This window comes from Nocardiopsis oceanisediminis (assembly GCF_048595525.1).
In the GTDB taxonomy this organism is placed as follows: domain Bacteria; phylum Actinomycetota; class Actinomycetes; order Streptosporangiales; family Streptosporangiaceae; genus Nocardiopsis_A; species Nocardiopsis_A oceanisediminis.
The window spans coordinates 504,522-529,061 of record NZ_JAFMZJ010000001.1; the positions used below are offsets into that span (position 1 = coordinate 504,522).

The 24,540-nt window shown below is 73.4% G+C and carries 27 protein-coding genes; 14 read left to right on the forward strand and 13 right to left on the reverse strand.

Annotated elements, in window-relative coordinates; translation table 11 throughout:
- Positions 1 to 23 precede the first annotated feature (23 nt).
- The 4 genes from J0910_RS02750 to J0910_RS02765 all read right to left on the reverse strand — a co-directional run bounded on the left by J0910_RS02750 (position 24) and on the right by J0910_RS02765 (position 3,636).
- Positions 24 to 875 (reverse strand): inositol monophosphatase family protein, encoded by an 852-nt coding sequence (locus J0910_RS02750; protein WP_420156922.1) that lies wholly within the window; start codon positions 873 to 875, stop codon positions 24 to 26.
- A 144-nt stretch (positions 876 to 1,019) separates the two neighbouring features.
- Positions 1,020 to 2,231, reverse strand: a complete 1,212-nt coding sequence (gene serB / locus J0910_RS02755) for a phosphoserine phosphatase SerB (protein ID WP_420156923.1) — start codon at positions 2,229 to 2,231, stop codon at positions 1,020 to 1,022.
- Between the two features lie 101 nt (positions 2,232 to 2,332).
- Positions 2,333 to 2,950 (reverse strand): DUF1707 SHOCT-like domain-containing protein, encoded by a 618-nt coding sequence (locus tag J0910_RS02760; protein WP_420161870.1) that lies wholly within the window; start codon positions 2,948 to 2,950, stop codon positions 2,333 to 2,335.
- Between the two features lie 50 nt (positions 2,951 to 3,000).
- A complete protein-coding gene (locus tag J0910_RS02765) occupies positions 3,001 to 3,636 on the reverse strand; it encodes a DUF1707 SHOCT-like domain-containing protein (RefSeq protein WP_420156924.1) in 636 nt (211 codons plus the stop codon).
- Between the two features lie 144 nt (positions 3,637 to 3,780).
- On the opposite strand from J0910_RS02765, the gene J0910_RS02770 reads away from it, so the two are divergent.
- Together J0910_RS02770 and J0910_RS02775 are read left to right on the forward strand one after the other, a co-directional pair.
- Entirely contained in the window at positions 3,781 to 4,566 is a 786-nt protein-coding gene (locus tag J0910_RS02770; protein ID WP_420156925.1) for an ABC transporter ATP-binding protein, read from the forward strand.
- Positions 4,567 to 4,785: 219 nt separating this feature from the next.
- Entirely contained in the window at positions 4,786 to 5,724 is a 939-nt protein-coding gene (locus tag J0910_RS02775) for an SPFH domain-containing protein (RefSeq protein ID WP_420156926.1), read from the forward strand.
- Positions 5,725 to 5,750: 26 nt separating this feature from the next.
- Here J0910_RS02775 and J0910_RS02780 read toward each other — a convergent pair whose 3' ends face one another.
- A complete protein-coding gene (locus tag J0910_RS02780) occupies positions 5,751 to 6,041 on the reverse strand; it encodes a WhiB family transcriptional regulator (RefSeq protein ID WP_420156927.1) in 291 nt (96 codons plus the stop codon).
- A 368-nt stretch (positions 6,042 to 6,409) separates the two neighbouring features.
- Between J0910_RS02780 and J0910_RS02785 the strand changes: the two genes are divergently transcribed.
- Entirely contained in the window at positions 6,410 to 7,168 is a 759-nt protein-coding gene (locus J0910_RS02785; protein WP_420156928.1) for a sulfite exporter TauE/SafE family protein, read from the forward strand.
- A gap of 16 nt (positions 7,169 to 7,184) precedes the next feature.
- On the opposite strand, the gene J0910_RS02790 is transcribed toward J0910_RS02785, so the two are convergent.
- Positions 7,185 to 7,805, reverse strand: a complete 621-nt coding sequence (locus J0910_RS02790; RefSeq protein WP_420156929.1) for an HD domain-containing protein — start codon at positions 7,803 to 7,805, stop codon at positions 7,185 to 7,187.
- 140 nt (positions 7,806 to 7,945) lie between these two features.
- Between J0910_RS02790 and J0910_RS02795 the strand changes: the two genes are divergently transcribed.
- Positions 7,946 to 9,313 (forward strand): FAD-dependent oxidoreductase, encoded by a 1,368-nt coding sequence (locus J0910_RS02795; RefSeq protein WP_420156930.1) that lies wholly within the window; start codon positions 7,946 to 7,948, stop codon positions 9,311 to 9,313.
- 117 nt (positions 9,314 to 9,430) lie between these two features.
- Here the strand turns inward: J0910_RS02795 and J0910_RS02800 are convergent, their stop codons facing one another.
- Entirely contained in the window at positions 9,431 to 9,979 is a 549-nt protein-coding gene (locus J0910_RS02800) for a TetR/AcrR family transcriptional regulator (RefSeq protein WP_420161871.1), read from the reverse strand.
- A 230-nt stretch (positions 9,980 to 10,209) separates the two neighbouring features.
- On the opposite strand from J0910_RS02800, the gene J0910_RS02805 reads away from it, so the two are divergent.
- Positions 10,210 to 11,598 carry a GH1 family beta-glucosidase gene (locus J0910_RS02805; RefSeq protein WP_420156931.1) on the forward strand — a complete coding sequence of 463 codons (1,389 nt, stop codon included), beginning with the start codon at positions 10,210 to 10,212 and terminating at the stop codon, positions 11,596 to 11,598.
- Positions 11,595 to 13,055 (forward strand): aldehyde dehydrogenase (NADP(+)), encoded by a 1,461-nt coding sequence (locus J0910_RS02810; RefSeq protein ID WP_420156932.1) that lies wholly within the window; start codon positions 11,595 to 11,597, stop codon positions 13,053 to 13,055. Before J0910_RS02805 ends, J0910_RS02810 begins: the two co-directional genes overlap by 4 nt.
- A gap of 169 nt (positions 13,056 to 13,224) precedes the next feature.
- Here J0910_RS02810 and J0910_RS02815 read toward each other — a convergent pair whose 3' ends face one another.
- The 3 genes from J0910_RS02815 to J0910_RS02825 are packed head-to-tail and all read right to left on the reverse strand — an operon-like array spanning position 13,225 to position 15,544.
- Positions 13,225 to 14,328: a methyltransferase domain-containing protein gene (locus J0910_RS02815; protein ID WP_420156933.1), complete on the reverse strand. Its 1,104-nt coding sequence runs from the start codon at positions 14,326 to 14,328 to the stop codon at positions 13,225 to 13,227.
- Positions 14,325 to 15,290, reverse strand: a complete 966-nt coding sequence (locus J0910_RS02820) for an MvdC/MvdD family ATP grasp protein (protein ID WP_420156934.1) — start codon at positions 15,288 to 15,290, stop codon at positions 14,325 to 14,327. Before J0910_RS02820 ends, J0910_RS02815 begins: the two co-directional genes overlap by 4 nt.
- Positions 15,290 to 15,544 (reverse strand): hypothetical protein, encoded by a 255-nt coding sequence (locus J0910_RS02825; protein ID WP_420156935.1) that lies wholly within the window; start codon positions 15,542 to 15,544, stop codon positions 15,290 to 15,292. Before J0910_RS02825 ends, J0910_RS02820 begins: the two co-directional genes overlap by 1 nt.
- A gap of 115 nt (positions 15,545 to 15,659) precedes the next feature.
- Between J0910_RS02825 and J0910_RS02830 the strand changes: the two genes are divergently transcribed.
- From J0910_RS02830 to J0910_RS02850, 5 genes are all read left to right on the forward strand, one after another.
- Positions 15,660 to 15,863 carry a hypothetical protein gene (locus tag J0910_RS02830; RefSeq protein ID WP_420156936.1) on the forward strand — a complete coding sequence of 68 codons (204 nt, stop codon included), beginning with the start codon at positions 15,660 to 15,662 and terminating at the stop codon, positions 15,861 to 15,863.
- Positions 15,847 to 16,398: a DUF6879 family protein gene (locus J0910_RS02835; protein WP_420156937.1), complete on the forward strand. Its 552-nt coding sequence runs from the start codon at positions 15,847 to 15,849 to the stop codon at positions 16,396 to 16,398. Before J0910_RS02830 ends, J0910_RS02835 begins: the two co-directional genes overlap by 17 nt.
- On the forward strand, positions 16,395 to 17,279 hold the full coding sequence (locus J0910_RS02840; RefSeq protein WP_420156938.1) for a helix-turn-helix domain-containing protein: 885 nt from the start codon (positions 16,395 to 16,397) through the stop codon (positions 17,277 to 17,279). The genes J0910_RS02835 and J0910_RS02840 overlap by 4 nt, the downstream gene beginning before the upstream one ends.
- Before the next feature lie 359 nt (positions 17,280 to 17,638).
- Positions 17,639 to 18,685, forward strand: a complete 1,047-nt coding sequence (locus J0910_RS02845; protein ID WP_420156939.1) for a hypothetical protein — start codon at positions 17,639 to 17,641, stop codon at positions 18,683 to 18,685.
- Positions 18,686 to 18,793: 108 nt separating this feature from the next.
- Positions 18,794 to 19,159: a VOC family protein gene (locus J0910_RS02850; protein ID WP_420156940.1), complete on the forward strand. Its 366-nt coding sequence runs from the start codon at positions 18,794 to 18,796 to the stop codon at positions 19,157 to 19,159.
- Between the two features lie 83 nt (positions 19,160 to 19,242).
- Here J0910_RS02850 and J0910_RS02855 read toward each other — a convergent pair whose 3' ends face one another.
- Both J0910_RS02855 and J0910_RS02860 read right to left on the reverse strand, forming a co-directional pair.
- Entirely contained in the window at positions 19,243 to 19,674 is a 432-nt protein-coding gene (locus J0910_RS02855) for a hypothetical protein (RefSeq protein ID WP_420156941.1), read from the reverse strand.
- Positions 19,675 to 19,721: 47 nt separating this feature from the next.
- Positions 19,722 to 20,231: an ATP-binding protein gene (locus tag J0910_RS02860; RefSeq protein ID WP_420156942.1), complete on the reverse strand. Its 510-nt coding sequence runs from the start codon at positions 20,229 to 20,231 to the stop codon at positions 19,722 to 19,724.
- A 100-nt stretch (positions 20,232 to 20,331) separates the two neighbouring features.
- Here J0910_RS02860 and J0910_RS02865 point away from each other — a divergent pair, with 100 nt between their 5' ends.
- From J0910_RS02865 to add, 3 genes are all read left to right on the forward strand, one after another.
- On the forward strand, positions 20,332 to 21,255 hold the full coding sequence (locus J0910_RS02865) for a helix-turn-helix domain-containing protein (RefSeq protein WP_420156943.1): 924 nt from the start codon (positions 20,332 to 20,334) through the stop codon (positions 21,253 to 21,255).
- 29 nt (positions 21,256 to 21,284) lie between these two features.
- Positions 21,285 to 21,551: a DUF397 domain-containing protein gene (locus tag J0910_RS02870; RefSeq protein ID WP_420156944.1), complete on the forward strand. Its 267-nt coding sequence runs from the start codon at positions 21,285 to 21,287 to the stop codon at positions 21,549 to 21,551.
- A gap of 65 nt (positions 21,552 to 21,616) precedes the next feature.
- Positions 21,617 to 22,660 carry an adenosine deaminase gene (gene add / locus J0910_RS02875; RefSeq protein WP_420156945.1) on the forward strand — a complete coding sequence of 348 codons (1,044 nt, stop codon included), beginning with the start codon at positions 21,617 to 21,619 and terminating at the stop codon, positions 22,658 to 22,660.
- Positions 22,661 to 22,795: 135 nt separating this feature from the next.
- On the opposite strand, the gene J0910_RS02880 is transcribed toward add, so the two are convergent.
- Complete coding sequence (locus tag J0910_RS02880) at positions 22,796 to 23,893, reverse strand: CapA family protein (RefSeq protein ID WP_420156946.1); 1,098 nt, start codon at positions 23,891 to 23,893, stop codon at positions 22,796 to 22,798.
- Between the last annotated feature and the right edge of the window lie 647 nt (positions 23,894 to 24,540).

Genomic DNA, 24,540 nt, shown 5'->3' on the forward strand with positions numbered 1-24,540 from the left:
GGGCGGTGATCGGGGGAGGGGGCTCACTCCACCAGGCCGGCGACCCGCTCGGTGAGGACGCGGCCGAAGGCGCGGGCGCGGGCGCCGGGGGCGGTGGCGGTGAAGGCGGGGGCGAGCTCCGGCGGCACCGGGTCGCCGTGCGGGTCGGGGAGCGGGGCGCCGATCGGGGTGTAGACGCCCCCCGCGGAGCGGACCAGGGCCGCGCCGCCGGCCACGTCCCAGGGATGGACGCCGGTGTTGCAGGCGGCGTCGGCGCGGCCCGCGGCGACCCAGGCCAGCGCCAGCGCGGTGGAGTAGATCCGGCGCACCTCGGCCAGGTCCAGCAGGTCGGCGAGGAAGCGCAGCTCCCGCTCGCCGGCCCGGCCGGGCAGCGGGATGTCGGTGAGGACCAGCGGGGCGGGCGCGCCGGCGGCGGCGATCGGCCGGACCGCGGCGTCGACCCGCAGCGGCAGCCCCGGCCCGCCGGAGAAGCACTCGTCCCGGGACAGGTCGTAGACGCACCCCGCGACCAGCCGCCCGCGCACCGCGGCGCCGACGGAGATGCAGGCGAGCGGGATGCCGCGCAGGTAGTTCCCGGTCCCGTCGATCGGGTCGACGTACCAGGTGACCCCGCCGGGGTCGGCGCGCCCGCCGCCCTCCTCGCCGACCACGGCGGAGGCGGGCACCGCGGTGCGCAGCGTCCGGCGGAGGTGCTCCTCGGCGGCGGTGTCGGCGTCGGTCACCGGATCGAACCTGCCCTTGGCGGCGACGGCCGGCGGCCCGGTGGCGGAGGCGAGCAGGCGCGCGGTGTCCCGTACGCAGCGCTCGGCCGCGGCGGCGAGCGCGGCCGGGTCGGGGCCGCCGGCGGTCCGGCGGGCGGTGCTGTCGGAGGGCAAGGGGGCCTCGCAGGGGAGGGGCGGAGGAGAGGGCCGGGGCCCATGTCGGTTCCGCAGCGTACGCGCTCGCTCACCCGTTGTGGAAGGGGTGGCCCGGTGCCGGGCCCGGCCGGCGTGCCCGCGATGGCCGCCGGAGGGGCCGGGTCAGCCCTGGCGGTCGGCGGCCTCGACCTCTTCGCGGGAGATGCCCAGCAGGTAGACGATGGTGTCCAGGTAGGGGACGTTCACCGTGGTGTCGGCCTGGGCGCGGACCACCGGCTTGGCGTTGAACGCGACGCCGAGGCCGGCGGCGCGGAGCATGTCCAGGTCGTTGGCGCCGTCGCCGATGGCGACCGTCTGGGAGAGCGGGACCCCGGCCTTCTCGGCGAAGCCCTCTAGGGCGACCGCCTTGCCCATCCGGTCGATGACCGGGCCGACCAGGCCGCCGGTGAGCTTGCCGTCGACGATCTCCAGGGTGTTGGCCGCGGAGTAGTCCAGCGAGAGCCGGTCCACCAGGGCGTCGGTGATCTGGGTGAAGCCGCCGCTGACGATGGCGAACTCGTAGCCGAGCCGCTTGAGGGTGCGCACCAGGGTGCGGGCGCCCGGGGTGAGGACCAGCCGCTCGCGGACCGCGTCCAGCGCGCTCGCGTCGAGCCCCTTGAGCAGGGCGACCCGGCGGCGCAGCGACTCCTCGAAGTCGAGTTCGCCGCGCATCGCCTCGGCGGTGACCCGGGCGACCTCGTCGGCGCAGCCGGCGTGCTCGGCGAGCAGCTCGATGACCTCGCCCTGGATCAGCGTGGAGTCGACGTCCATCACGATCAGGTGCTTGGCGCGGCGCTGCAGGCCGGCGGGCTGCAGGGCGACGTCGATCTGCTGGGTGGCGGCCTCCATGGCGAGGTCGCCGCGGAGCCGCTCCGGGTCGGCTCCGGAGACCTCCAGCTCGATGGAGGTGACCGGGTAGCTGGCCAGCCGCTCGATCCGCTCGATGTTGGCGCCGGCGCGGGCGACCGCGGAGGTGATCGCGCTCAGCGCGCCGGGGCGCAGCGGGTCGGCCAGCACGGTGACGTGCAGCCGGCCCTCGGAGACGGCGGTGACCCGGTCGTCGCCGGAGGCGAACTCGGCCTCCATCTCCAGGTCGATGGAGGTCTTCTCGACGGCGCTGCGGACCTCTTCGAAGACCCGGTCCCGGCTGACGCCGGGGGCGACGCCCTCGTCCACGGCGAGCAGTGCGCCGAGGACCAGCCGCCCTCCGATCACGACCTGGTCCAGGTCGACGAGGACCACGGGGAAGACGGAAAGAGTGGACAGCAGCCGGGCGCTCACGCCGGGGCGGTCGCGTCCGGTCACCGTGACCAGGAGGGTGGAGTGCTCGTTCATCGCGTTGACCACGGTACTCGGCCGCCCTGAGGCGCAGGTGTCCGGGGCGGCCGGGAGGCGCGCAGCGTTCCGCCCGACGTCACCCTGCCGTTACCTGCAGGTCACCACCAGGACGTGCCCTTCTTCCGCTTCGGTGACTTCGCCTTGGCGTCGATTCCGCCGAAGAGGCAGGTCCCGGTGAGCCGGACGACGGGCGCGTTGGGGTCGACCACGGCATCCGTGCCGTGCAGCGAGGTCCCCCCGAAGATCGCGGTTGTGTTGTTCACCACACGCACGCCCGGCGGGACGATGATGTCCACCCCGCCGAACAGCACCGCGCACTGGATGGTGACCTCGCGCTGGGAGAGCACCGCCTCGCGCAGGTCCAGCGAGATGCCGCCGAACATGGTGGAGGCGTTGGTGCGCGGCTCGACCAGCCACCGCCCCTTCCGCTCGGCCCCGCCGAAGACGGCGACGATGTTCTCCCGGCCCTGGCCCGAGGCGGCCAGCCGGCGGGCCTCGTCGGTGGAGAGGCCGGGGCGGTCCTGCCCGCCCGGCTCCTCCGCGGGGAGGTCCCGGGTGACCACGGCGAGTTCACCGACGGTCTTGGCCCGGTACAGCTCGTCCAGCCGCTCCTCGTGCTCGCCCTGGTCGAGCCGGCCTTCGGCGAGGGCCTCGCGGAGCCGGTCCGCGACGCGCTCCCGGTCGGCGTCGGAGGCGCGTATCTTCTCCGGGTCCATGACGGCCTTCCCCTGCTCGGTGCTGTGTGACGAATATGCCATGCCGGGGCTCAGGCCGGGGAGTCCGAGGGGGCCGCGGTGCGCACCGAGACCGAGCCGAGCAGGGTGATGCCGGTCAGGACGACCGAGGCGCGGCCGCCGCCGCCATCGGTGCCGGAGCGGGACACCTCGGAGTGGCCGAGCACGGAGGCGGTCCGGTCCTGGACGGTGACGCCGGGCGGCACGATCACCTCCAGGCTGCCGAGGAGCACGGCGCACTGGACGGTCGTGGAGGGCTGGGCGAAGACGGCCTCGCGCATGTCCAGCACCACGCTGCCCAGCAGGGTGGAGGCGTTGGTGCGCGGCTCGACCAGCCAGCGGCCGGTGCGCTCGGCGCTGCCGAGCACCGAGACGATGTTCTCACTGCCGGTCGACCGGGCCGGGTCGGCGGGGGCCGCCGCGGCCGCGCCGATCGGGGCGGCCTGGCCGAGGTCGGCGGTGAGCTCGGCCAGCTCGCCGACGGTCTTGGCCTCGTAGGCGGAGTCCAGTCGGCCCAGGTATTCCTCCTGGTCGAGGCGGCCGTCGCTGAGCGCGTCGGCGAGCACCGCGCCGGTCTGCTCGCGCTCGGCGTCGGAGGCGCGGATCCCGGACGGCACCGGCGTGCGGGGCGCGTCCGCGATGACGTGGGTTCCGGGAGAGTCGTTCATGGCTACGAGTATGGTCCGGCGGGCCGGCCGGGGGATCGGGAGGCGACCCTGGTGTTCCCCGGATCCGCGGACCGGGGCGCGTCAGGGTCGAGTAGGTTCGCTGGGGGTGGGAAGCCCGCGGCGTCAGGGAGGACGGGAGCGTCGATGAGGGGCCATGTACTGCGGATGAGCGGCGTGGGGGTGCGGCGCGACGGCGCCGATCTGCTGCGCGGTGTGGACTGGACGGTGGAGGAGGACGAGCGCTGGGTGGTGCTCGGCCCGAACGGGGCGGGCAAGACCACGCTGCTCGCCGTCGCCGCCACCGAGCAGCGCCCCGCCGAGGGCGCGGTGGAGCTGCTGGAGGAGTCGCTGGACGAGGCCGACCCGGCCGACCTGCGCCCGCTGGTGGGCTTCGCCAGCTCCGCGGTGGCCAACCGGATCCCCGACTCGGCCGCGGTGCTGGACCTGGTGATCAGCGCCTCCTACGGGCTGCTCGGCCGGTTCGGCGAGGAGTACCAGACCCCCGACTTCGGCCGGGCGCGGGCGCTGCTCTCCCAGTGGGGCGTGCTCTCCCTGGAGGGGCGGCGGTTCGGCACGCTCTCCGAGGGGGAGCGGAAGCGGGTGCTGATCGCTCGGGCGCTGATGGCCGACCCGGAGCTGCTCCTGCTCGACGAGCCGGCGGCCGGGCTGGACCTGGGCGGCCGGGAGGACCTGCTGCGCCGGCTGGGGCGGCTGGCCGGGACCCTGGACTCGCCCGCCCTGGTGGTGGTCTCGCACCACGTGGAGGAGATCCCGCCCGGGTTCACCCACGGGCTGCTGGTCCGCGGCGGCCGGGTGGTCGACGCGGGCCCGCTGGAGCAGGTGATGACGCCGGAGAACCTCGGCGAGACCTTCGGGCTGGCGCTGAAGGTGGAGCAGAACGGCGAGCGGTGGACGGCGCGCGCGGTGTGACGCGTGTAGCGGATGAGGGGAAAGGGGGCATCCCGGTCGGCCGCAATGGGCCGCCCTGGGATTTCCACTTCCTTTCCTGAACGGTGAAGAAGCAGGTTAGGGCGGGCGCCGGGCGGCTTTGCGGGGTACTTCCGCAAACGCCGCCGTTCTCCGGGTTTTATGATCGCGGCGTACGCCCGAACGTGCCGCCCCCGACAGGAGAGTCCGGAGTCGCCCCCGATGCTTCCCATAGTCCTCATCCTGCTGGTCTTCGTGGCGATCCTGCTCGTCATCGGCTGGCGCAGCGTGTGCATCGTCCCGCAGTCGATGGTGTTCGTGGTGGAGCGGTTCGGCCGCCACCACCGCGACATGAAATCGGGATTCAACATCGTGATCCCGTTCGTGGACCACATCCGGGAGCGCATCGACATGCGCATCCAGGTGGTGAGCTTTCCGCCGCAGGCGGCCATCACCCAGGACAACCTCTCGGTCAACGTGGACACCGCGGTCTACATCAAGGTGACCAATCCCTATAACGCCACCTATAAGGTCGCCAACTTCATCCAGGCCGTCGAGCAGCTCGCCTCGGCGACGCTGCGCAACGTGGTCGGCGGTATGGACCTGGAGCAGACGCTCACCTCCCGGGACCAGATCAACCGCGAGCTCCGGTCGGTCCTCGACGACGCCACCGAGGAGTGGGGCATCGAGGTCAGCCGGGTCGAGCTGAAGGCCATCGAACCCCCGGAGTCGGTCCAGGAGGCGATGGAGAAGCAGATGCGCGCGGACCGGGACAAGCGCGCCGAGATCCTCACCGCCGAGGGCCAGAAGCAGTCGGCCATCCTGCGCGCCGAGGGCGAGCAGTCGGCCGCGGTGCTCCGGGCCCGCGGCGAGGCCGACGCGGAGATGATCGCCGCCAAGGCGGAGGCCGACGCCAAGACGCTGCGCGCCCGCGGCGAGGCCGACGCCATCCAGATGGTGTTCAAGGCGCTGCGCAACGGCGACGTCAACAAGGACATGCTCGCCTACCACTACCTGCAGAAGCTCCCGGAGATCGCGCAGGGCGAGGCGAACAAGGTGTGGATCGTCCCCTCGGAGATGTCCCGGGCGATGGAGGGGATCGGTGACGCGTTCGGCCGGATGAGGCTCGGGGAGACCGACGGGGCCGGGCCCGGGGACTAGGGCGCCGGCCGCGGGGGAAGCGCCGCCTACCCGGCGGCGTCGACCCCCTCGTACTGGCGGCGGGCGCTCTCCAGCAGGTCCCACCACGAGGTCACATCGGGGCGGCGGCGCAGCAGCGCCCGCCGCTCCCTTTCCGTCATGCCGCCCCAGACGCCGTATTCGACCCTGTTGTCCAGCGCCTCGGCCAGGCATTCGGTGCGCACCGGGCAGCCGCGGCAGATGAGCTTCGCGCGGTTCTGCGCCGCGCCCTGCACGAACAGCGCGTCGGGGTCGGTCTCGCGGCAGTTGGCCTGGAGACTCAGTTCAGCGGTCCACATGTCGCCCCACTCCCAAGATCAGCATGTGTGTACACGTACGGGGGACGGGCGCCATCGGGCCGTGCGGGACGCGCTTGCTCCGGTCCGGTGCGGACACCGGCCCCTCCCGGAGAGCGGTCGAATCGGTCGTTTCGGCGCGCGGCGCCCCTCCGCACCGCTGGGGATGAAACTACGGACCTCGGCACATGATCAACAGTCCCCATTCGGCCCATTTCTGAAATAGCCCGTGTGGGCCATAGCCAAAACGGCGAAGAGCGATCACACGTCCACGGAACGTGATCGGGGCGCCCGGTGTCCGCCGGGGTGCGTCGAGTGCGTAGATTGTATGCAGTATTGCCCAGTGTGATCCGAACACCGAAGGTCGACCGATGGAACTGTGGGAAGCGCTCGCGATCCTGGCCGCGGGCATGGGGGCCGGCGCGATCAACGCGGTGGTGGGCTCGGGGACGCTCTTCACCTTCCCGGTGCTGCTCGCCCTGGGCTACCCGCCGGTGACCGCCACCATCTCGAACAGCATCGGGCTGGCCCCCGGATCGCTGAGCGGCGCCATCGGCTACCGGCGCGAGCTGCGCGGGCAGCGCCGCCGGGTGCTGCGCTTCGGCGCCATGTCGCTGCTGGGCGCGGTCACCGGCGGCGCGCTGCTGATCAACCTCCCGGCGGGGGTGTTCGAGCGGGTGGTCCCGGTGCTGATCGGCTTCGCCTGCGTGCTGATCATCGCCCAGCCGCGGATCGCCGCCTGGGCGCGGTCCCGCAGGGCCGCCGCCCGGCCGGACGGCGGCCCGCTGCTGCCCGTCGGGGTGTACAGCGCCGGGGTGTACGCCGGCTACTTCGCGGCGGCCCAGGGCATCGTCCTGCTCAGCATGCTCGGCACCGCGCTGGACGACAGCATCCAGCGGATCAACGCGCTGAAGAACGCGCTGGCCTTCATCGTCAACGCCACCGCGGCGGTCTTCTACACCGTCTTCGCCGACCCGGCCTGGGCCGCCGTGGGGCTGATCGCGGGCGGCTCGGTGGTCGGCGGCTACGCCGGCGCGAGCCTGGGCCGCCGGCTCCGCCCCGGGGTGCTGCGCGCCGTGGTGGTGGCGGTCGGACTGGCCGCGGTCGTGCAGCTGGTGGTGCAGTTCTGAGCGGGCCGGCGGCGGCTCAGCGGAAGTAGCCCCGCCGGTCGGCGTCCTCGATCAGCGCGGCCGCGTAGGCGCCCAGCGCCTCCGAGCCCTCGGCGATGACCTTGACCTTCTCCATCACCTGGGCGCGGGTGACCCCGTTGCGCACCCAGGTGCCGCCCTCGGTGTGCCAGTTGGCCAGCATCGGCGCCAGCCGGTCCACGGCCTTGGCGAACCGGGCCTCGGGGGTGGCGCGGGCCTCGAACTCGTCCCACAGCGCCCGGGTCTGCGCGGCCTGGTCCTCCGGCAGGATCGCGAAGATCCGGTCGGCGGCGGCCCGTTCCCGCTCGTCCTGGGTGGCGGCGCCCTCGCTGTCGTAGACGAAGGTGTCCCCGGCGTCGATCTCCACGATGTCGTGGAGCACCAGCATCTCCACCACGCGGTCGATGTCGGTGCCCGCGGGGGCGTACTCGGCGAAGATCCGCGCGGTCAGCGCCAGGTGCCAGGAATGCTCGGCGTCGTTCTCCCTCCGGGAGCCGTCGACCAGCAGATTCCGCCGGAGAATACGCTTGAGCTTGTCCGTCTCCAGGATGAACCGGAGCTGGGACGTGAGTCGTTCGTGGTCGACCCCGCCGGTGAATACCGGTGCCGGTTCCGTCACGTACGTCGCCCTCCTAGACAATCGTGGGTGATCACGGAGAAAGCCACCAAGTCGCCCGACCGTCGCTCAGGGATGATCCCATGGAACGCGGGCGGGCCGAAGCACCGGTATCCGGCGGGAGAGGCCGTATGAAGCGAGAGATGAACGCCCGGCCACGCCTCGTCGTCGTCGGCGGCGACGCGGCGGGCATGAGCGCGGCCTCCCAGGCGCGCCGACGGATCGGTCCGGAGGACCTGGAGATCGTCGCCCTGGAACGAGGCTCCCACACGTCCTACTCCGCATGCGGCATCCCCTACCTGGTCGGGAAAACCGTACCCAGTCCGGAGGACCTGATCGCCCGGACCCCCGCCGTCTTCTGGCGCGACCACGCCATCGAGGCGCGCACCGGAACCGAGGTCACCGCGATCGACACCGAGCGCCGCGAGGTCACCGCGACCGGGCCGGACGGCGAGTACACCGAGGGCTACGACCGCCTGGTGATCGCCACCGGGGCCCGACCCCGCCGCCCTGACCTGCCCGGATTCGACGCCTACGGGGTGTTCGGGGTGCAGACCCTGGACGACGGCACCGAGGTGTCGGCCTTCCTGGAGCGGCACGGGCCGCGCCGGGCCGTGGTGGTCGGCGGCGGCTACATCGGGCTGGAGATGGCGGAGGCGTTCCTCACACGCGGCCTGGAGGTCACCGTCATCGACTCCGGGCCCGAGCCGATGGGCACCCTCGACCCGGACATGGGCGCCCTGGTGCGCGAGGCGATGGAGGAGATGGGCATCGCGGTGCGCACCGGGGAGCGCGCCACCGCGGTCGCGGTCCACGGCGGCCGGGTGGGCGCGGTGCACACCGACACCGGCGGCGAGTACCCCGCCGACATCGTCTGCCTGGGCCTGGGCGTGCGCCCGGACGGCCGGCTGGCCGAGGAGGCCGGCCTGGAGACCGGCCCCACCGGCGGCGTCAAGGTGGACGCCCGGATGCGCACCTCGGTGCCGGGCGTGTGGGCCGCAGGGGACTGCGTGGAGGTGTTCCACCGGGTCAGCAGGGCGCCGGCCGCGATCGCGCTGGGCACCCACGCCAACAAGCAGGGCCGGGTCGCCGGCATCGACATCGGCGGCGGCTACGCCCGGTTCGAGGGGGTGGTGGGCACCGCCGTCACCAAGATCTGCGCGGTGGAGGTGGCCCGCACCGGCCTGAACGAGGCCGAGGCCGCGGCGGCGGGGTTCGCCTACGAGACGGTGGTGATGACGTCGGACTCCCGGGCCGGCTACTACCCCGGGGCCCGGCCGATGAAGCTGAAGCTGCTCGCCGAGCGGGACACCGGCCGGCTGCTGGGCGGCCAGATCGTCGGCCGGGAGAACGCGGCCAAGCGGGTCGACGTGCTCGCCACCGCGCTCTGGAACGGCATGGACGTCCTCGACATGAGCGGCATGGACCTCGGCTACGCCCCGCCGTTCTCGCCGGTCTGGGACCCGGTGCTGATCGCCGCCCGCAAACTCGCCGAGCGGGTGCACGGCTAGTCCCCGGCGGGATCCGATGATCTCGGCGTTGCGGGGGCATCAGAGCGCTCTGATGCCCCCGCAACGCCGAGATCATCGCCCTTCCGCGGGCCCGGTTCCGCGGAAGGGGCCGCGGGCTCAGTCCACGTGCCGGCCGAGGTAGGCGCGGAGCATCAGCTTGGTCTCCTCGATGAGGGCCGGGTCGCCGTCGGGGTCGCGGCGGAACGCCAGCTTCAGCACCGCGTCGGCGGCCTCCACCGCCACGGTGACCGCCCGGTCCAGCCGGTCCCCCTCGGAGGCCCCGGCCAGCGCGGTGAGCAGCTCGCGCAGGCGCGTCGCGATGACCCCGTTGTTGTCCGCGCCGGAATCGAGCAGGTTCACGTCGACCACGTCGCCGAAATGCAGGCTGCGGAATCCCGGGACGGTTCGGTGCATGTCGAGGTATTCGTCGATGACGACGTCGACGGCCTCGCTCCAATGGCCGAATCCGCCCTCTTCGATGCGGGCGCCCACCCGGGAGCTGAACATGTCCAGATAACGCAGGCCGAGGGCCTGGGTGATGGCGCGCTTGTCCGGGAAGAACTGGTAGACGGATCCGATGGCGACCCCGGCCCGCTCCGCGATCCGGGTGGTCGACAGCTCGCCGTAGCCGGCCTCGTCGAGCAGCTCGGCGCAGGCGTCGAGCATTCTGCGGACCCGCTCCCTGCTGCGCTGCTGCGCCGGGCGGCGGCGGAGCGGGGCGTGGGCCAGGGCGGGTTCGACGGACAGCGCCGTGCCGGTGGAACTGCGAGAGGTAGTCATCACGAACCTATGATGCCTTTCCGGAAACGGACGGTTCCCGTAATATCCGGGGCGGCCGCCCGCTACCGGCGGGGACACCGGTTTGGCCGATTCCGGCCTGTTAAGGAGCGCGCTTCGTGATCCCGTCCGGGCCGCAGAGCGTCCCGCAATTCCCGAGCGGTTTCCTGTGGGGCACCGCGACCGCCTCGCACCAGGTGGAAGGGGGCGCCGACGAGCGCGGCCCGTCGATCTGGGACGCCTTCGCCGCCGAACCCGGGCGGATCGCCGGCGGGGCCACCGCGCGCACCGCCTGCGACCACTACCGCCGCTACCCCGAGGACGTCGCGCTGATGGCGCGGCTGGGGGCGGACGCCTACCGGTTCTCGCTGGCCTGGCCGCGGATCCTGCCCGCCGGGCGGGGCGCGGTGAGCGGCGCCGGCGCCGCCTTCTACGACCGGCTCATCGACCGGCTGCTGGAGGCGGGCATCGAGCCGGTGCCCACCCTGTACCACTGGGACCTGCCGAGCCCGCTGGAGGAGGCGGGCGGCTGGCTCTCCCGCGGCACGGTGGACGCGTTCGCCGAGTACACCGCGGTCGCCCTGGAGCGCTACGGCGACCGGGTGCGGCGGTGGGGGACCCTCAACGAGCCGTTCGTGCACATGGCCTTCGGGTACGCCTTCGGTGTGCACGCACCGGGGAAGGCGCTGCTGGCCGGCGCGCTTCCGGCCGCCCACCACCAGCTGCTGGCGCACGCCCGCGCCGCGGCGCTGATCCGCGCCGCCGGCCGGGAGGCGATGCCGGTGAACAACCTGACCCCGGTGCGGCCGCTGCCCGGCGGCGGGGAGGCGGCCGAGGAGGCCGCCCGCGCCTACGACGCCCTGCACAACCGGGTCTTCCTCGACCCGCTGCTGCTCGGCGCCTACCCGGAGCTGCCGGACGGCTGGGCGGAGCCGCTCGCCGGCGCGGTCCGCCCCGGCGACCTGGCGGAGATCCACGGCTCGGCGGACGCGCTCGGCGTCAACTACTACAACCCGACCCTGGTCGCCCCGCCCGGCCCCGGGGACGGCCTGCCGTTCGCGCTGCCGCCCTACACCGACGCCTTCCCGGACACCCCGGTCACCGGCTTCGGCTGGCCGGTGGTCCCCGGCGGGCTGCACGAGCTGCTCACCGGGCTGCTGGAGCGGTACGGCGCCGCGCTGCCGCCGATCCTCGTCACCGAGAACGGCTGCTCCCGGGCGGACGCACCGGACGGCGCCGGACGGGTCGCCGACCCGGAGCGCATCGCCTACCTCGACGGGCACCTGCGCGCGCTGGCCCGCGCCGCCGCCGACGGGGTGGACGTGCGCGGCTACTTCGCCTGGTCGCTGCTGGACAACTTCGAGTGGGCCGAGGGCTACACCCAGCGGTTCGGCCTGGTGCACGTCGACTTCGGCAGCGGCGAGCGCACCCCCAAGGACTCCTTCGAGTGGTACCGGGCCTGGATCGGGCGGGCGCGGGCCGCCGACGCGGAAAGGACACGGCCATGACGGGCATCCCCGCCGACACCACCGAGGAAGCGCTGGACCGGGTGATGGAGCGGGCCGCCGGGGCGGCCCCGGTGCTGGCCGCGACGCGCCCGGCGGAGCGGGCGGCGCTGCTGCGCGCCGCCGCGGACGCGCTGGACTCCGCGGCGGAGGAGCTGGTCCCGATCGCGATCCGGGAGAGCTCCCTGCCCGAGCCGCGCTGCCGCGGCGAGCTCGGCCGCACCACCTTCCAGCTGCGGTTCTTCGCCGACCTGGTGGAGCAGGGCGGCTACCTGGAGGCCTCGATCGACCGGGCCGACGGCACCTGGGGGATGGGGCCGCGGCCGGACGTGCGCCGGATGCTGGTGCCGATCGGCCCGGTCTCGGTGTTCGGGGCGAGCAACTTCCCGTTCGCGTTCAGCACCGCCGGCGGCGACACCGCGTCGGCGCTGGCCGCAGGGTGCCCGGTGGTGGTCAAGGCGCACCCGGGGCACCCGCTGCTGGCCCGCGCGACCGGGGAGGCCGTCGCCGCCGCGCTGGCCGGGGCGGGCGCGCCCGAGGGGGCGTTCGCGGTGGTCTACGGGGAGGAGACCGGGCGCCGCGCGGTGCTGCACCCGCGCACCCGGGCGGTGGGCTTCACCGGGTCGATCCCGGGCGGGCGGGCCCTGTTCGACCTGGCCTCCTCGCGCCCGGACCCGATCCCGTTCTACGGCGAGCTGGGCAGCGTGAACCCGGTGTTCGTCACCCGGGCGGCGATGGCGGCCCGCGGCCCGGAGATCCTGGAGGGCTACGCCGGGTCGTTCACCCAGGGGGCGGGGCAGTTCTGCACCAAGCCGGGCGTGCTGCTGGTGCCCCGGGAGGCCGACCTGGGGCCGCTGGTCGCCGACGTCGAGGGCCGCGCCGCGGCCCGGCTGCTCAACGACCGGGTGGCCGGCGGCTTCGCCGCCGGGCTGGACCGGCTCTCCGCCCGCCCCGGCGTCGAGGTGCTGGTCCGGGGCGCCGACGGCGGGGCCGACGGGTGGACCCCGTCGCTGCTGGCCGCCGACGCCGACGCGCTGCTCGCCGACCCCGAGGGCCTGCTGGAGGAGTGCTTCGGCCCGGCGTCGCTGGTGGTCCGCTACGACGACGAGTCCCGGCTGCTGGACGTCGCCGGGGCGCTGCACGGCCAGCTCACCTCCACCGTGCACGGCGAGGAGTCCGACAAGGTCGCCCCCGCCCTGCTGGCGGCGGTCTCCGAGCACGCCGGCCGGGTGCTGTGGAACGGCTGGCCCACCGGCGTCTCGGTCACCCACGCCATGCACCACGGCGGCCCCTACCCGGCCTCCACCTCGGTGCTGCACACCTCGGTCGGCTCCACCGCCATCCGCAGGTTCCTCCGCCCGGTCGCCTACCAGTCCGTCCCCGACCCCCTCCTCCCGGAGGCCCTCCGCGACGCCAACCCGCTGGGCATCCCCCGCCTGGTCGACGGGGACCCGGAGTAGCCCCCGGCCCTGCTCCCCCCCGGAGAAAGAACGAAGAGAGCGGTGGTCGCCCGTTCCGTCCGCACCGCCGCGACCTCGCCCTGAACACGCCTGCCGGCCCGCCCGCCCTCCGGCGCCGCGGCGCGCGCCGTGCGCGCCGGGCCGGTCGGGGCGGGGCGCCGGGACCCGGTCAGAGGGGCATGGTGATGCGCTGGCCATGCGGGGTCACGCGGATCCGGTATTCGGCGATGCCGGGGCGCCCGGCCCTCCGCCAATCGCTGTGCGTGCTCTCGGCGACGGCCCACAGGTCCCGGGGGCCGGCCACGCGGACCTCGTCCGAGGGGGCGCCGATGATCGCCCAGGAGCCGTCCGGGGTGGAGAGGAGGCTCTGCGGCCCCGGCAGCAGGGTCATGTCCGGCAGCGCGTTCCACAGGGCGAAGGCGAAGCCCGGGTCCTCCAGGGCGCCGCTTCCCAGATCCGTCCGGCGCGGTGAGGCGTCGCGCAGGTCGAAGCCGGTGCGCCCGGTGAAGTGCGGCAGGCCCGTCCCGTTCCGGTCCGGCATGAACACGCCCGGGGCGGACACGTCGAAGCCGCCGTCGGCGGTCCCGTCGCCGCGGACGGTCAGCCGGGCGAGGTGGCCGATGCCGGGTGCGCCCACCGAGCGCACGTCGGCGAGGATCACCCCGCCGGGCCGGGTCTGGGCCACCCACGCGCAGGGCACCCGCTCGACCGCGTGGGTCGCGATCACCCGGTCGTAGGGCGCGTGCTCGGCGCAGCCGGCGGCGCCGTCGCCGGTCACGACGGTGGGGCGGTACCCGGCCTCGGCCAGGCGCTCGCGCGCGGCCCTGCTCAGCCGCGGGTCGATGTCCAGGGTGACCACGTGTTCGTCGCCGAGCAGCGCGGCCAGCACCGCGGCGTTGTAGCCGGTCCCGGTGCCGATCTCCAGGACCCGCATCCCGGGGGCCGGATCCAGGGCCTCCAGCATGGCGGCCATCAGGGACGGGCGGGTGGAGGAAGAGGCGGGGCGCGGCCCCAGCGGGGTCTCGCCGATCTGGACCGTCAGGGTCTCGTCGGCGTAGACGGCCTCCGGCCAGCGCGGGTCGCCGGAGGCCACTTCGCGGTGGTCCTCCCCGTCGCACTCATAGAAGGAGGGGACGAAGACGTGCCGGGGCACGCGAGCGAAGGCCGAGCGCACCGATGCGCCGGCGGGCAGCGGGTCGGCCAGTTCGCGGGCGAGGAGGCGCCACTCCCGCTCGGCGAGCGCCTCCGCTGAAGACTCTTCCGGCTCCGTCATCGCGGTGCCCTTCCCAAGGTGAGTTCGTCGGCGACCAGCCCGGCCATGGGCGCGCCGGTCTCCTCTTCGAGCCAGGCCCACTGCCCGGCCGGGTTGACCTCGTAGAACAGGAACCGCCCCTCGGGGGTGCGGGCGAGGTCGAACACGCCCAGCCGCAGGCCCAGTGTCCACAGCAGCCGCCGGCAGCACCGCTCGGTGCCGGGGTCGAGCCGGGTGCGCCGGTAGGCGAGCGCACCGTAGTGGGCGCGGTAGTCCAGGCGGGGGTGCCCGTCCGCGTAGCCGATCTCCACGGCCTCGCTGCCGTACGCGGTGACCAGCGCCCGCACGTCGCGGGCGCCGCGCACGCGCTGCTGGAGCTGGTGCATCGTCACCGCGATCCGCTCGTCGATCTCCTCTGCCTCGACGGGGGCGGTGTAGACGGTCTTGACGGCGCCCTCTTCGCTGAAGGCCTTGTGCATGATCGCCTTGTACACGGCGCCCTCCGGCTGCCCGGAGACGAACGCGGCGGCCCGCGCGGGGTGGTTGCCCGTCCACGTGGCCGGGACGGCGAATCCCGCGCGGGCGGCGGCCGCCAGCTGGAACGGCTTGTACTCGGCGTCGGCGACCGCGGAGGGCCGGGAGACCCAGCGCACGGGCAGGGAGGCGAGGACGCCGCCGATGCCGAAGCGCGCCTCCACCTCGGCGAATCGCCGCTCCGGAGGGCTCAGCGACGCGGGCGGGTCGAAGGGGGCCAGGTGCCGGTAGAAGACGGCGCCGACCTCCTCCAGGCCGATGCACCCTTCGGGGGTGCCGATCCGGCCCTCCCAGCCGCGGGGGCCCAGGCGCGCCGACACCTCGGCGCGCCGGGGGAACCAGGACAGGTCCAGCCAGGCGGGCTCCCGGCCGCGCTCCCGCAGGGCCCGGGCCACCCGCCGGGCTTCGCCGTCACCGGTGTCGGCGAGTACGAGGACGCGCCCGTCCATCAGTCGGTCACGGTGACGGTCTGGGTGTCGGGTTCCACCTTGTTGTCCACGTTGTGCTGGGTGGGGCGGGTCTCGACGCGGTTCTCGGTCGGCCTCTCGTGGCGCCCGTCGGCGGCGGCGGCGCGAACGGGGGTGACCGCGCGGTCCATGCCCCAGGGGCGGCCGGCGGTGGCGGCGTCGTCGGAGAGGGGGATGCGGCGGCCGGGCAGGCCGGTGGGGAAGCGGTCGCGGGACATGACCAAGGGGGAGTCCATGCTCGAACCTCGCGTTCAGAGTGCCTGATGGGAGGGGCTGCCGCGCCGGGCGCGGAGCCGGCCGGTCGAACTATTCCAGTCATGATGGCATAGCCCTCTACCCCCTGGAGGAGAAATGGCGCTGACCCGGATCGCGGGTGACTGTGACGATGGGCGTACCTGCCCCACCGTCTATGCGAGTGACCGCGGCACCCTGGTCGTTCAGGGCTGCGCTCTCGGAGCCGCCGACCTCGCCGAGATCACCCTGCCCGACGGCGAGCTCGCCGTGGAGATCCCCGTTTCCCTGCTGCTGGAGGCCGCCCGTGCTCACGGCCGATGAACTCGGAGCGTACTTCGACACCAAGCTGACCCGCTCCGCCTTCCGACTGGAGACGCTGGACCACTACGAGGTCGAGTCGGACGGAGGCGACTTCGCCCGGCACAAGGCGGGAGAGCCCGAGCCCGACTGGGAGCGGAAGAACGCCTGGCTCGAAGTCCTGCGTGCGGAGGAGAAGGCCGGGATTCGCGAGTACCGGGTGCATGTTCTCCGGACTCCGCTGAACGACTACCTCCGCTACGAGTGCGAGTGGGGTTACCTGTTCAACATCGAGGCCGGCGAAGAGGTCTTCATTCTCGACCTGGCCGAACGCGAGCTGCCGACCGAGGTCGTGGACCACGACTTCTGGCTGATCGACGACGAGCACCCGCTGCGCATGCACTACGGCGAGGCGGGCGAGTTCATCGGTGCGGAGCTGGTCCCCGATAGCCTGGATCGGTACCGGAAGGCGAGAGACGCCGCGCTCGCGGCGGCAGAGCCGTTCGAGCAGTGGTGGGCACGCCATCCGGAGGAATGGAGAGCGAACCGGAGCGTATGACCCCTGGTCAGGACAGCGCGGCCGGCCGCGGCCGGGAAGGCCGCGACCGGCTCGCCCGTGCACTGCGCGAGGCCCGCTCCCGCTCCGGGATCAGCGGGGTCCGCGCGGGCCGGGCGGCCGGCATGTCGCAGTCCAAGGTCTCCAAGATCGAGCGGGGGCTGCTGCTCCCCTCGGCGGACGACGTGGCGGCGCTGTGCCGGACCTACGAGGTTCCCGATGAGGAGCGCACCGGACTGGTGTCGCTGGCGGAGGCGCTGCGGGAGGAGACGGCCAGCCGGGTCATCCTGGCCCGCGGAGTCTCGGGCTTTCAGCGGCGGCTCAACCGGCTGGCCGCATCGGCGTCGCTGATCAGGTCGTTCCACCCGGTACTGGTACCGGGGGCGCTTCAGACGCGCGCCTACACCCGGGTGATCTTCGACGACCCCCGGGACAAGGTCTCGGACGAGGAGGCCGAGGCCGCGGTGGAGGCCAGGCAGGAGCGCCGCCGCATGCTGGCCGAGGGGGCGGTGCGCCAGCGCTTCGTCCTGCCCGAGGGGGCCCTGCGCTGGCAGCTCGGCTCCGCCGAGACCATGGCCGAGCAGATCGAGGACATCATCGAGACGGCCTCCCGGAAGGGCAGCGCGGTCATCGGCGTCATCCCGTGGACCACGCCCGTACACGTGCTGCCCGGCCACGGCTTCAACGTCTACGACGAGGACGCGGTGATGGTCGCGACCGAGACGGCCACGGCCACCCTCACCGGTGCCGCCGACATCGCGACCTACGCCGAGCTGTTCGCTGAACTGGAGAAGGCGGCCGACTTCGGGTCCGAGGCGGTGGCCCACCTGGAGCGCATCGCCGCGGACTACCGCCGACTGGCGGAAGAGCAGCGGATGCGCTGACGGCCATGCGGACCCGCTGCTTCGGGATGCGTGCGTCGACCGGGGAGGTCATTCCTGCGGGGAGTGAGAGGCCAGGTTTCCGCCCGCCCTGAACTCCCGCAGGTCCTCTGCCGTGTAGCAGACCGGCTCGTCTCCGGCCAGGCGCGCCATCACCCCGTCGAGCTCCGGAAGAGAGGCCTCCTCCAGGATCGGCTCGTGGAGATGGGCGGCCAGAGACCGCCCTCTGCGGGCGGTCCCGGCCGGACCCGGTCGGCGGGCGGGTCCGCGGATGCCCGCCGTGGTAGTACCGCATAACGGAGCTCATGGCGCCCAGGGCGGGGGAGAGCATGTCGGTGTTCGCGTGCGCAGGGTGCGGGGCCGTGCTGAGCGCTCCCGTGTCGCGGGTCGCGCTGCCCCTGCACGCCCGCCAGAGCTGGGGGAACGGGCTGCTGCTCCCGGCGCTGATGGAACCGGGCACCTATGCGGTCGACCCGGAGCCCTCCGGGCCTCCGTGGCGGCGGTGGGACGAGATCGGAGCGGACGAGGCGGCGGCCCGCGGCGTGTTCGCACCGGTGCACGCCCTGTCCTTCGGCGCCCCGGGGGCGATCGTCGTCGCGCCCGGCGACACGCGCGGCACCGCCCTGATCCCCGGAAGGTACGCGGGCAACTGCTGCGGGCTGGACGGAGGCGACGGGCCGAACCTCGCCTGCGAGCGGTGCGGGCGGGAGGTGGCCACCTGCATCGACGACTGCTCGTACTGGCGGGCGGTCTGGTTCGACCCGGAGGCCGTGCGCGATGCGGCGGACGGCGGGCCCGCCGCCCGGGCGACGGGCCGGGCGGCGGGCCGGGACGAGGCGCCGGCGTGCGAGCGGTGGGACGTGCCGCCGGTCGAGCAGACCGGGGGATGGAGCCCGGAGTGGTCGGCGGCCGTCGGCTCAGGCCTGGCGCACCTCCTGGCGGCCTCGGCGGGCGCTCCCGTGGCGGTTCCCGGCGGGCTTTTCGCCGAGCTGTTCACCCCGGCGCTGAACGCACTGCTGCCGGCCGACGAGCCGGTGCGAAGGGCGGTGTTCGCCGGTCCCGGCCTGCCCGCCCCGGCCGGCGCGTCCGACATCCCGGTGGTGCCGATCCACTCGCTGACCGGGGAGGCCTGGCGGCCGCCCGGTGCGGAGCGGCGGACCGTGCCCCTGCCCGCCGGCATGTGGGCGCGGCTGGTCGACCCCGAGGAGCGGCTGCCGGTCCCCGCGACGGGCGGACTGCCCGCCGGGGTCCTCCGCGACGATCCGCCGCCGATGCGCCCGATGACCCTGATGCGGCCGGACCCGCAGATCTTCCTGCACACCCTGGCGCGGCTGCCGGCGGTCCGGCGGCCGCGGCTGCGCGGAATCTACGACCGGGTGCGGAGCAGGCCGTACGGCCACCCGTTCTAGAAGCGGGCGCCTGCTCCGAGGTCTCGGAAAAACATGACGGCCCCTGTCCGGTTTCAACGGCACAGTCCTCCACGTCCCGATCACGGCGATCATCTGGAGGACCGAACCATGGCCAACCCGATCGTGTTCATCGTCTACGTCAACGACGCCCCCGCGGCCGCGCGCTTCTACGCCGACCTGCTGGAGGTCGAGCCGGCCTTCGAGACCCCGCGGTACATCTTCTTCGACCTGGCGGACGGCACCGGCCTCGCCGTGTGGAGCGGAGACGGGGCCGAGGTGGTGCCGGAGACGCGGCGCACCAGCGAGGTCTGCCTGACCCTGGACGGCGGCCCCGAGGCCGTCGACGCGAAGTTCAAGGAGTGGACCGGCAAGGGGGTCCGCGTGGTCAGCGAGCCGCGCGACGAGGTGTTCGGGCGGACCTTCGTCGTCGCGGACCCGGACGGCAACCTGGTCCGGGTGGCCCCCGTGGACTGACCCGGGCCGGCCGGGAGCCGGTGACGCGGGCGGGCCGAGGGCCGGAGGTGGCCGCCTCCGGCCCTCGGCCCGTTCGGGCGCTCTCAGCCGAGGAGGCCGAGGAGGTAGGCGGCGAAGAGCAGGCCGATGACGGTGCAGGTGTAGGGCGCGGTCTCGTGGCCGGGGAGGCGCGGGCCGGTCCAGCGGCGCGGACGGCGGGGTGCGCGCGGGGCCGCCTGCGGGACGGGCTTCCGGGGCGGGGCGGCGGAGCGCCGGACCGGGGGCGCGGGCGGCGCGGCGGCGTCGTCGGGCGCGAGTTCGGCGTGCAGCCGGGCCAGCCAGGGCGGGGTGTCGGTGCGGGCGTGGGCGGAGGCGCGCAGGGAGGCCGGGCGGTCGGGCGCGGTGGCCGGGCGGGGCCGGGTGTAGCGGCGCGGGTGGTTGAAGCGGCGCCCCTTGGGGGCGGTCAGCACCGCGCGGATGCGCGGGTCGATCGGAGCGGGGGACCCGGCGGGGGCCGGGGTCGGTTGCGTGTTCATCGCACTGGGTTCTGCTTCCCGCCGCCGGAGCGGCATAGGAGTGGTGGTCAGGAGGTGAAGACGTAGGGGTCCAGGCCGGTGGGGACGTGGTCGGGGTCGAGGGGGAAGTCGGCCCAGACGCACAGTCCGAGGTTGAGCGAGGTGTGCGGGAGGACGGGGTGGTAGCCCCAGGCGGTGGCGGTGGCGGTGAGCAGGAGGAGGCCGCGCTGGCCTTCGGCTTCGGCCCAGTCGTGTTCGCTGCGGTGGTCGGGGACGGCGGGGCGGCGCTGGGTCCAGCCGCCGTCGGTGACCTCCAGGCGGAGGAGGTCGGGGCGGAGCAGGTCGAGGCGGCGGACGACTTCGCCGCCGGGTTGGCCGGAGGCGGTGTGGGCGACGGCGTTGGCGAAGAGTTCGGAGCAGCAGAGCTGGAGGGTGTGGACGGCGTCGTCGGGGAATCCGGTGAGGTCGCGGCGGATGTCGCGGCGCAGGCGGGAGGCCTGGGCGAGGGAGCCGGGGTAGATGCGCGGCTCCCATCGGGTGGAGCGGAAGGAACGAGAGGTCTCGGGAGTAGCTGACATGGTGCCCCCAGAGGGTGATCCATGTTCGTGAGGCCACGAACGCTTAGAGTGAGCATCACGCTAAATGAGGCCGCCTCGTTTCTCAAGCGCCTCGGTTAGTATGTGCATCAAATTCGTTTTCGCACACTTCTGGGCATGGGAGTACTACGATCGCCACGTCGAAGACGCCGAGCGAGGAGAGAAAATGGCTGGTGGGATGCCTGTCCGGCGACGTCACCTGATCATTCAGCTCAGGCGCATGCGCCGGGACGCCGGCCTCTCACAGGATGAGGTCTGGAAGGCGCTCGGCTGGAGCAGGGCCAAGCTCCAGCGCCTGGAGGCGGGGGAGTTCCAGCGGCTCAAGGCCGGCGACGTCATGGCCCTCTGCCAGCTGTACGAGGCCGACAAGGCCGAAGCCGAAGAGCTGGTCCAGATCGCTCGGGACTCCCGCAAGAACCTGCCCTGGTGGTACCAGTACAAGGACGTGCTCCCAGGGGCGTTCATCGGCATGGAGGCCGAAGCGACCCTGATCCAGGATTTCAGCATCGGGCTGATACCCGGCCTGTTCCAGACTCAGGACTACATCACGGCCCTGTTCGAGCGAGCCGTCGGCGTTCCGAAACAGGAGGTCCCCAAGCGGCTGGAGATTCGCCTGGAACGCCAGAGGTCCGTCCTGGATCGTGAGCGGCCGCCCACGATCATGGCGGTCATCGATGAGTCCGCGATTCGCCGGGAGGTCGGCGGTGAAGAGGTCATGAAGGGGCAGATCCGGCATCTCCTGGATCTGTCAGAGCGACCAAACGTCGAGGTCCAGATCCTCCCGTTCAAAGCAGGTGCGCACGCAGGGACCTCCATCCCGTTCGTACTGTTCGGATTCGACGGAGGCGGCGCAGCCGGGAGTCTGGTGTACCTGGAGACGCGCAAGGACGGCTTCTATCTGGAAGAGGAGGAGGAAGTCACCGACTATAGGCTGGTTTTCAGCCGGATGCAGGGCACAGCGATGTCGGTTGAGGATTCCGCCGCTCTCTTGCGAACCGTTCTCTAAGTAGCAAGCAACGTTGAATCGAGGACACCATGGACCTGAGCGCGGCTGTGTGGCGCACGTCCAGTTACACCAGCCCGAACAGCAACAACTGCGTGGAAGTCGCGGATGTTCCGGCGGGAGCCGCTTTCCGCACGTCCAGCTACAGCAACGCCAGCAGCAACAACTGCGTCGAGGTCGCTGACACCCCCCGGGCCAGCGCCGTGCGCGACACCAAGAATCGCGGCCTCGGGGCGCTCCTCTTCACTTCCCCCGAGTGGCAGGCGTTCCTGGACGCGGCCAAGCGCGACGCCTTCTGACGGATCCTCGTCAAGTGCCGGGCCGAGGCATCGACGCCGGGGCCCGGCCGGAGTAGCTTCCCCGCATGGACCATCACCCCGAGGAACCGGTCGCGCCGGATGTCGAGGCGTTCATCCGGGAGCTGCCCAAGGTCGAGCTCCACGTCCACCTGGAGGGCTCGATGCGGCCGGAGCTGCTGCTCCGGCTTGCGCGGAAGCACCGCGTCGCCGGTATCCCGGCCTCCCCCGGCGAGCTGCGCGAGTGGTACGCCTTCACCGACTTCCCGCACTTCATCGACGTCTACCTCACCTCGGTCAACGCCCTCCTCGACGAAGAGGACTTCGCCGAGCTGGCCGCCGACGTCGCGAACAACCTCGCCGCGCAGAACGTCCGCTACGCCGAGGTGCACGTCAGCCTGTTCGGGCACCTGATGCGCGGGGTGGACGCCCGCACCGTCTTCGACGGGATCGAGCGCGGCCGCCGCGCCGCCGAGGCCGAGCACGGCATCCGGCTCCGCTGGATCCCCGACTTCCCCGGCGACTACGGCCTGGACAGCGCCGAGCAGACCCTGGACGCCACCCTCCGGCACGGACCGGACAGCGTGGTCGGGTTCGGCGTCGGCGGCATCGAGGTGTCCCGCGCCCCCTTCGCCGACGTGTTCGGCCGGGCGCGCGCCGCCGGGCTGCGCAGCCTGCCGCACGCCGGCGAGAACGGCGGCCCGGAGCGCATCCGCGAGGCCCTCGACCTGCTCGGCGCCGAGCGGATCGGGCACGGCATCGATGCGGCCCGCGACCCCGAGCTGCTGGCCCGGCTCCGCGACGAGCGGATCCCGGTGGACGTCTCGCCCACCTCCAACCTGCGCACCCGCGCGGTGGCCGAGCTCAAGGCCCACCCGCTGCCCGCCATGCTGGAGGCCGGCCTGATCACCACGCTGAACAGCGACGACCCGCCGATGTTCGGCACCGACCTGCTCGGCGAGTACCGCACCGCGCACCGGATGGGCCTGGGCCCCGCCGAACTCGCCGGACTGGCCCGCAACGGCGTGCACGCCTCCTACCTCGACCCGGCCGCCAAGCAGGCGCTGCTCGCCGAGATCGACGCGGTGGCCGCCCGGCACGGGGCCGGCTGAGAGGCCGTCGGGCATGCGGCCGCCCGCCCCCTTCGCCCCCGACCGCCCCAGTCCCCGATGATCTTGGAGTTGCGGGGGCATCAAAGCGCTTCGATGCCCCCGCAACTCCAAGATCATCGGGGGAGGCGCGGGGGGTCAGGCCTCCGGCTCCGCGGAGAGGCCGGTGGAGCAGGTCTCGCGGAGCGACTCCCAGTCGGCCGCGGCCCGCTCCGCCTCCTCCCCGGTGGCGGGGATCGGGACGCCGCCCTCCAGCCGGGCCGGGGTCCACTCGTCGCCGGTGACCTCGCCGTCCTCCAGGGTGAGGGTGAGCACGCCGCTCTCCGCGGTCGGCCCGGCGTGGCTGTAGAACACGAAGTTGCCCAGCCCGTAGTGGACGTAGCCGCCGCCCAGGTAGCCGCCGGGGGAGAGGACGTGGGCGTGCCCGCCGACGACCGCGTCGGCGCCCGCTCCGATCAGCCGCTCGGCCAGGTCCGGGGCGTGCGGCAGCGGGCAGTGGTCGCCCTCCAGGCCCCAGTGCAGGTTGACGATGACCGCGTCCGCCCGCTCGGCCGCGTCCTCCACCGCGGAGACGAGCCGGTCGGCCGCCCCGTACTTGGCCGACGCCAGCCCGGGGCGGTCCTCGCCGGCGGTCCAGGGCCCGATCAGGTGCTCGTCCATGACGTCGGCGGCACCGAGGAACGCCACGGTGTCCCCGCCCGCCTCGGCCAGGTGCGGGGCGTAGGCGGCCTCGGCGTCGCGGCCCGCGCCGACCAGCGGGAACCCGGCCCGGTCCGCGGCGTCCAGGGTGTCGGCCAGGCCCTCCCGGCCGTAGTCCATGCCGTGGTTGTTGGCGAGCGAGGCGACGTCGACCCCGGCCCCTTCCAGTGCGTCGAAGGCGGTGTCGGGGGCGCGGAACCGGAACTCCTTGCCGGGCGCCGGGGTGCCGCCGCCGGTCACCGCGGTCTCCAGGTTGACCAGGGCGAGGTCGGCCTCGGAGAGCACGTCCGCGATCGGGCCCATCGCGGTCGCCGGGTCCTTCTCCAGCCGGTCCCGCAGCACCCCCTCGAAGTGGACGTCGCCGCCGACGGCGATGGTGTACGGCTCCTTGGCCTCCGCCGACGGTGACGGTGACGGAGGGGCCTGATCGGTCGCGCTCTCCAGGTCGCCCTCGGCCCGGGTGCAGGAGGAGAGCAGTGCGGCGGCGGCCAGCAGGGCGGCGATCCGGATCGGGGTGGCGGGGGTCGTAGGCGTCACGCGCTGCTCCACGGGGGGACGGCGGCCGGGGAGGCCGTCGGGCGGGAGAGGGGGTGCGGGGCGGAGAGGGGAACGGGGGTCGTCAAGTGTGACGCCCGCCACTCGCCTCCGGTTGGCACGGTCTGCGCCGATATGGGGGGCATCGGCGGCGAGTGGGCCTGCGCGTGCGGTGAGCCGCGCCCCCTGTTCCGCGGACGGTCGAGGGGGTCGGCCGATCCCGCGCTTTCGGCCCGCTGTGCCCTGGAACGGGTCGCCTGTCCGTTCCGGGGCTTTTCCGTTGTACGGGGGAATGGCGGTGGTATTCGGCTTTCAGTGGCCGTTCGTCCGGCAAGGTGGCAGGGGGTTGCACGGAAAGGTCGAATGGGTGGACGGATCTCTTTTCGGGGGACTGAAAACCCTCGGTGACCTGCATAGTGCTACCGAGGGTAATGCGGGGCATACCCGGCCTCCGGTGGTCGAGCGGGGTGAATTCCGCAAAACTCCGGAGCGTTTCGGCCCGCGCTGCTAGCGTTGCGAAGCGCTGGAGGAGAAGGGCCCATTGCACCGGTTCGGCGGGATAAACCCGCAATCTGCGGACCCGGGCCCGTCCTCCCGCCGTGTCGGCGATCCACCGCGCCCGCTCTGGTGTGCTCTGCGGCATCGGTCAA

Coding starts and splice junctions, on each gene's coding strand:
- J0910_RS02815 (WP_420156933.1), bottom strand. CDS start 14,328: ATGACGGAGCCGGAAGAGTCTTCAGCGGAGGCGCTCGCCGAGCGGGAG.
- J0910_RS02825 (WP_420156935.1), bottom strand. CDS start 15,544: ATGGACTCCCCCTTGGTCATGTCCCGCGACCGCTTCCCCACCGGCCTG.
- add (WP_420156945.1), top strand. CDS start 21,617: ATGGACCATCACCCCGAGGAACCGGTCGCGCCGGATGTCGAGGCGTTC.
- J0910_RS02865 (WP_420156943.1), top strand. CDS start 20,332: ATGTGCATCAAATTCGTTTTCGCACACTTCTGGGCATGGGAGTACTAC.
- serB (WP_420156923.1), bottom strand. CDS start 2,231: ATGAACGAGCACTCCACCCTCCTGGTCACGGTGACCGGACGCGACCGC.
- J0910_RS02850 (WP_420156940.1), top strand. CDS start 18,794: ATGGCCAACCCGATCGTGTTCATCGTCTACGTCAACGACGCCCCCGCG.
- J0910_RS02765 (WP_420156924.1), bottom strand. CDS start 3,636: ATGAACGACTCTCCCGGAACCCACGTCATCGCGGACGCGCCCCGCACG.
- J0910_RS02830 (WP_420156936.1), top strand. CDS start 15,660: ATGGCGCTGACCCGGATCGCGGGTGACTGTGACGATGGGCGTACCTGC.
- J0910_RS02810 (WP_420156932.1), top strand. CDS start 11,595: ATGACGGGCATCCCCGCCGACACCACCGAGGAAGCGCTGGACCGGGTG.
- J0910_RS02855 (WP_420156941.1), bottom strand. CDS start 19,674: ATGAACACGCAACCGACCCCGGCCCCCGCCGGGTCCCCCGCTCCGATC.
- J0910_RS02785 (WP_420156928.1), top strand. CDS start 6,410: ATGGAACTGTGGGAAGCGCTCGCGATCCTGGCCGCGGGCATGGGGGCC.
- J0910_RS02780 (WP_420156927.1), bottom strand. CDS start 6,041: ATGTGGACCGCTGAACTGAGTCTCCAGGCCAACTGCCGCGAGACCGAC.
- J0910_RS02760 (WP_420161870.1), bottom strand. CDS start 2,950: ATGGACCCGGAGAAGATACGCGCCTCCGACGCCGACCGGGAGCGCGTC.
- J0910_RS02800 (WP_420161871.1), bottom strand. CDS start 9,979: ATGCTCGACGCCTGCGCCGAGCTGCTCGACGAGGCCGGCTACGGCGAG.
- J0910_RS02775 (WP_420156926.1), top strand. CDS start 4,786: ATGCTTCCCATAGTCCTCATCCTGCTGGTCTTCGTGGCGATCCTGCTC.
- J0910_RS02770 (WP_420156925.1), top strand. CDS start 3,781: ATGAGGGGCCATGTACTGCGGATGAGCGGCGTGGGGGTGCGGCGCGAC.
- J0910_RS02870 (WP_420156944.1), top strand. CDS start 21,285: ATGGACCTGAGCGCGGCTGTGTGGCGCACGTCCAGTTACACCAGCCCG.
- J0910_RS02820 (WP_420156934.1), bottom strand. CDS start 15,290: ATGGACGGGCGCGTCCTCGTACTCGCCGACACCGGTGACGGCGAAGCC.
- J0910_RS02840 (WP_420156938.1), top strand. CDS start 16,395: ATGACCCCTGGTCAGGACAGCGCGGCCGGCCGCGGCCGGGAAGGCCGC.
- J0910_RS02795 (WP_420156930.1), top strand. CDS start 7,946: ATGAACGCCCGGCCACGCCTCGTCGTCGTCGGCGGCGACGCGGCGGGC.
- J0910_RS02860 (WP_420156942.1), bottom strand. CDS start 20,231: ATGTCAGCTACTCCCGAGACCTCTCGTTCCTTCCGCTCCACCCGATGG.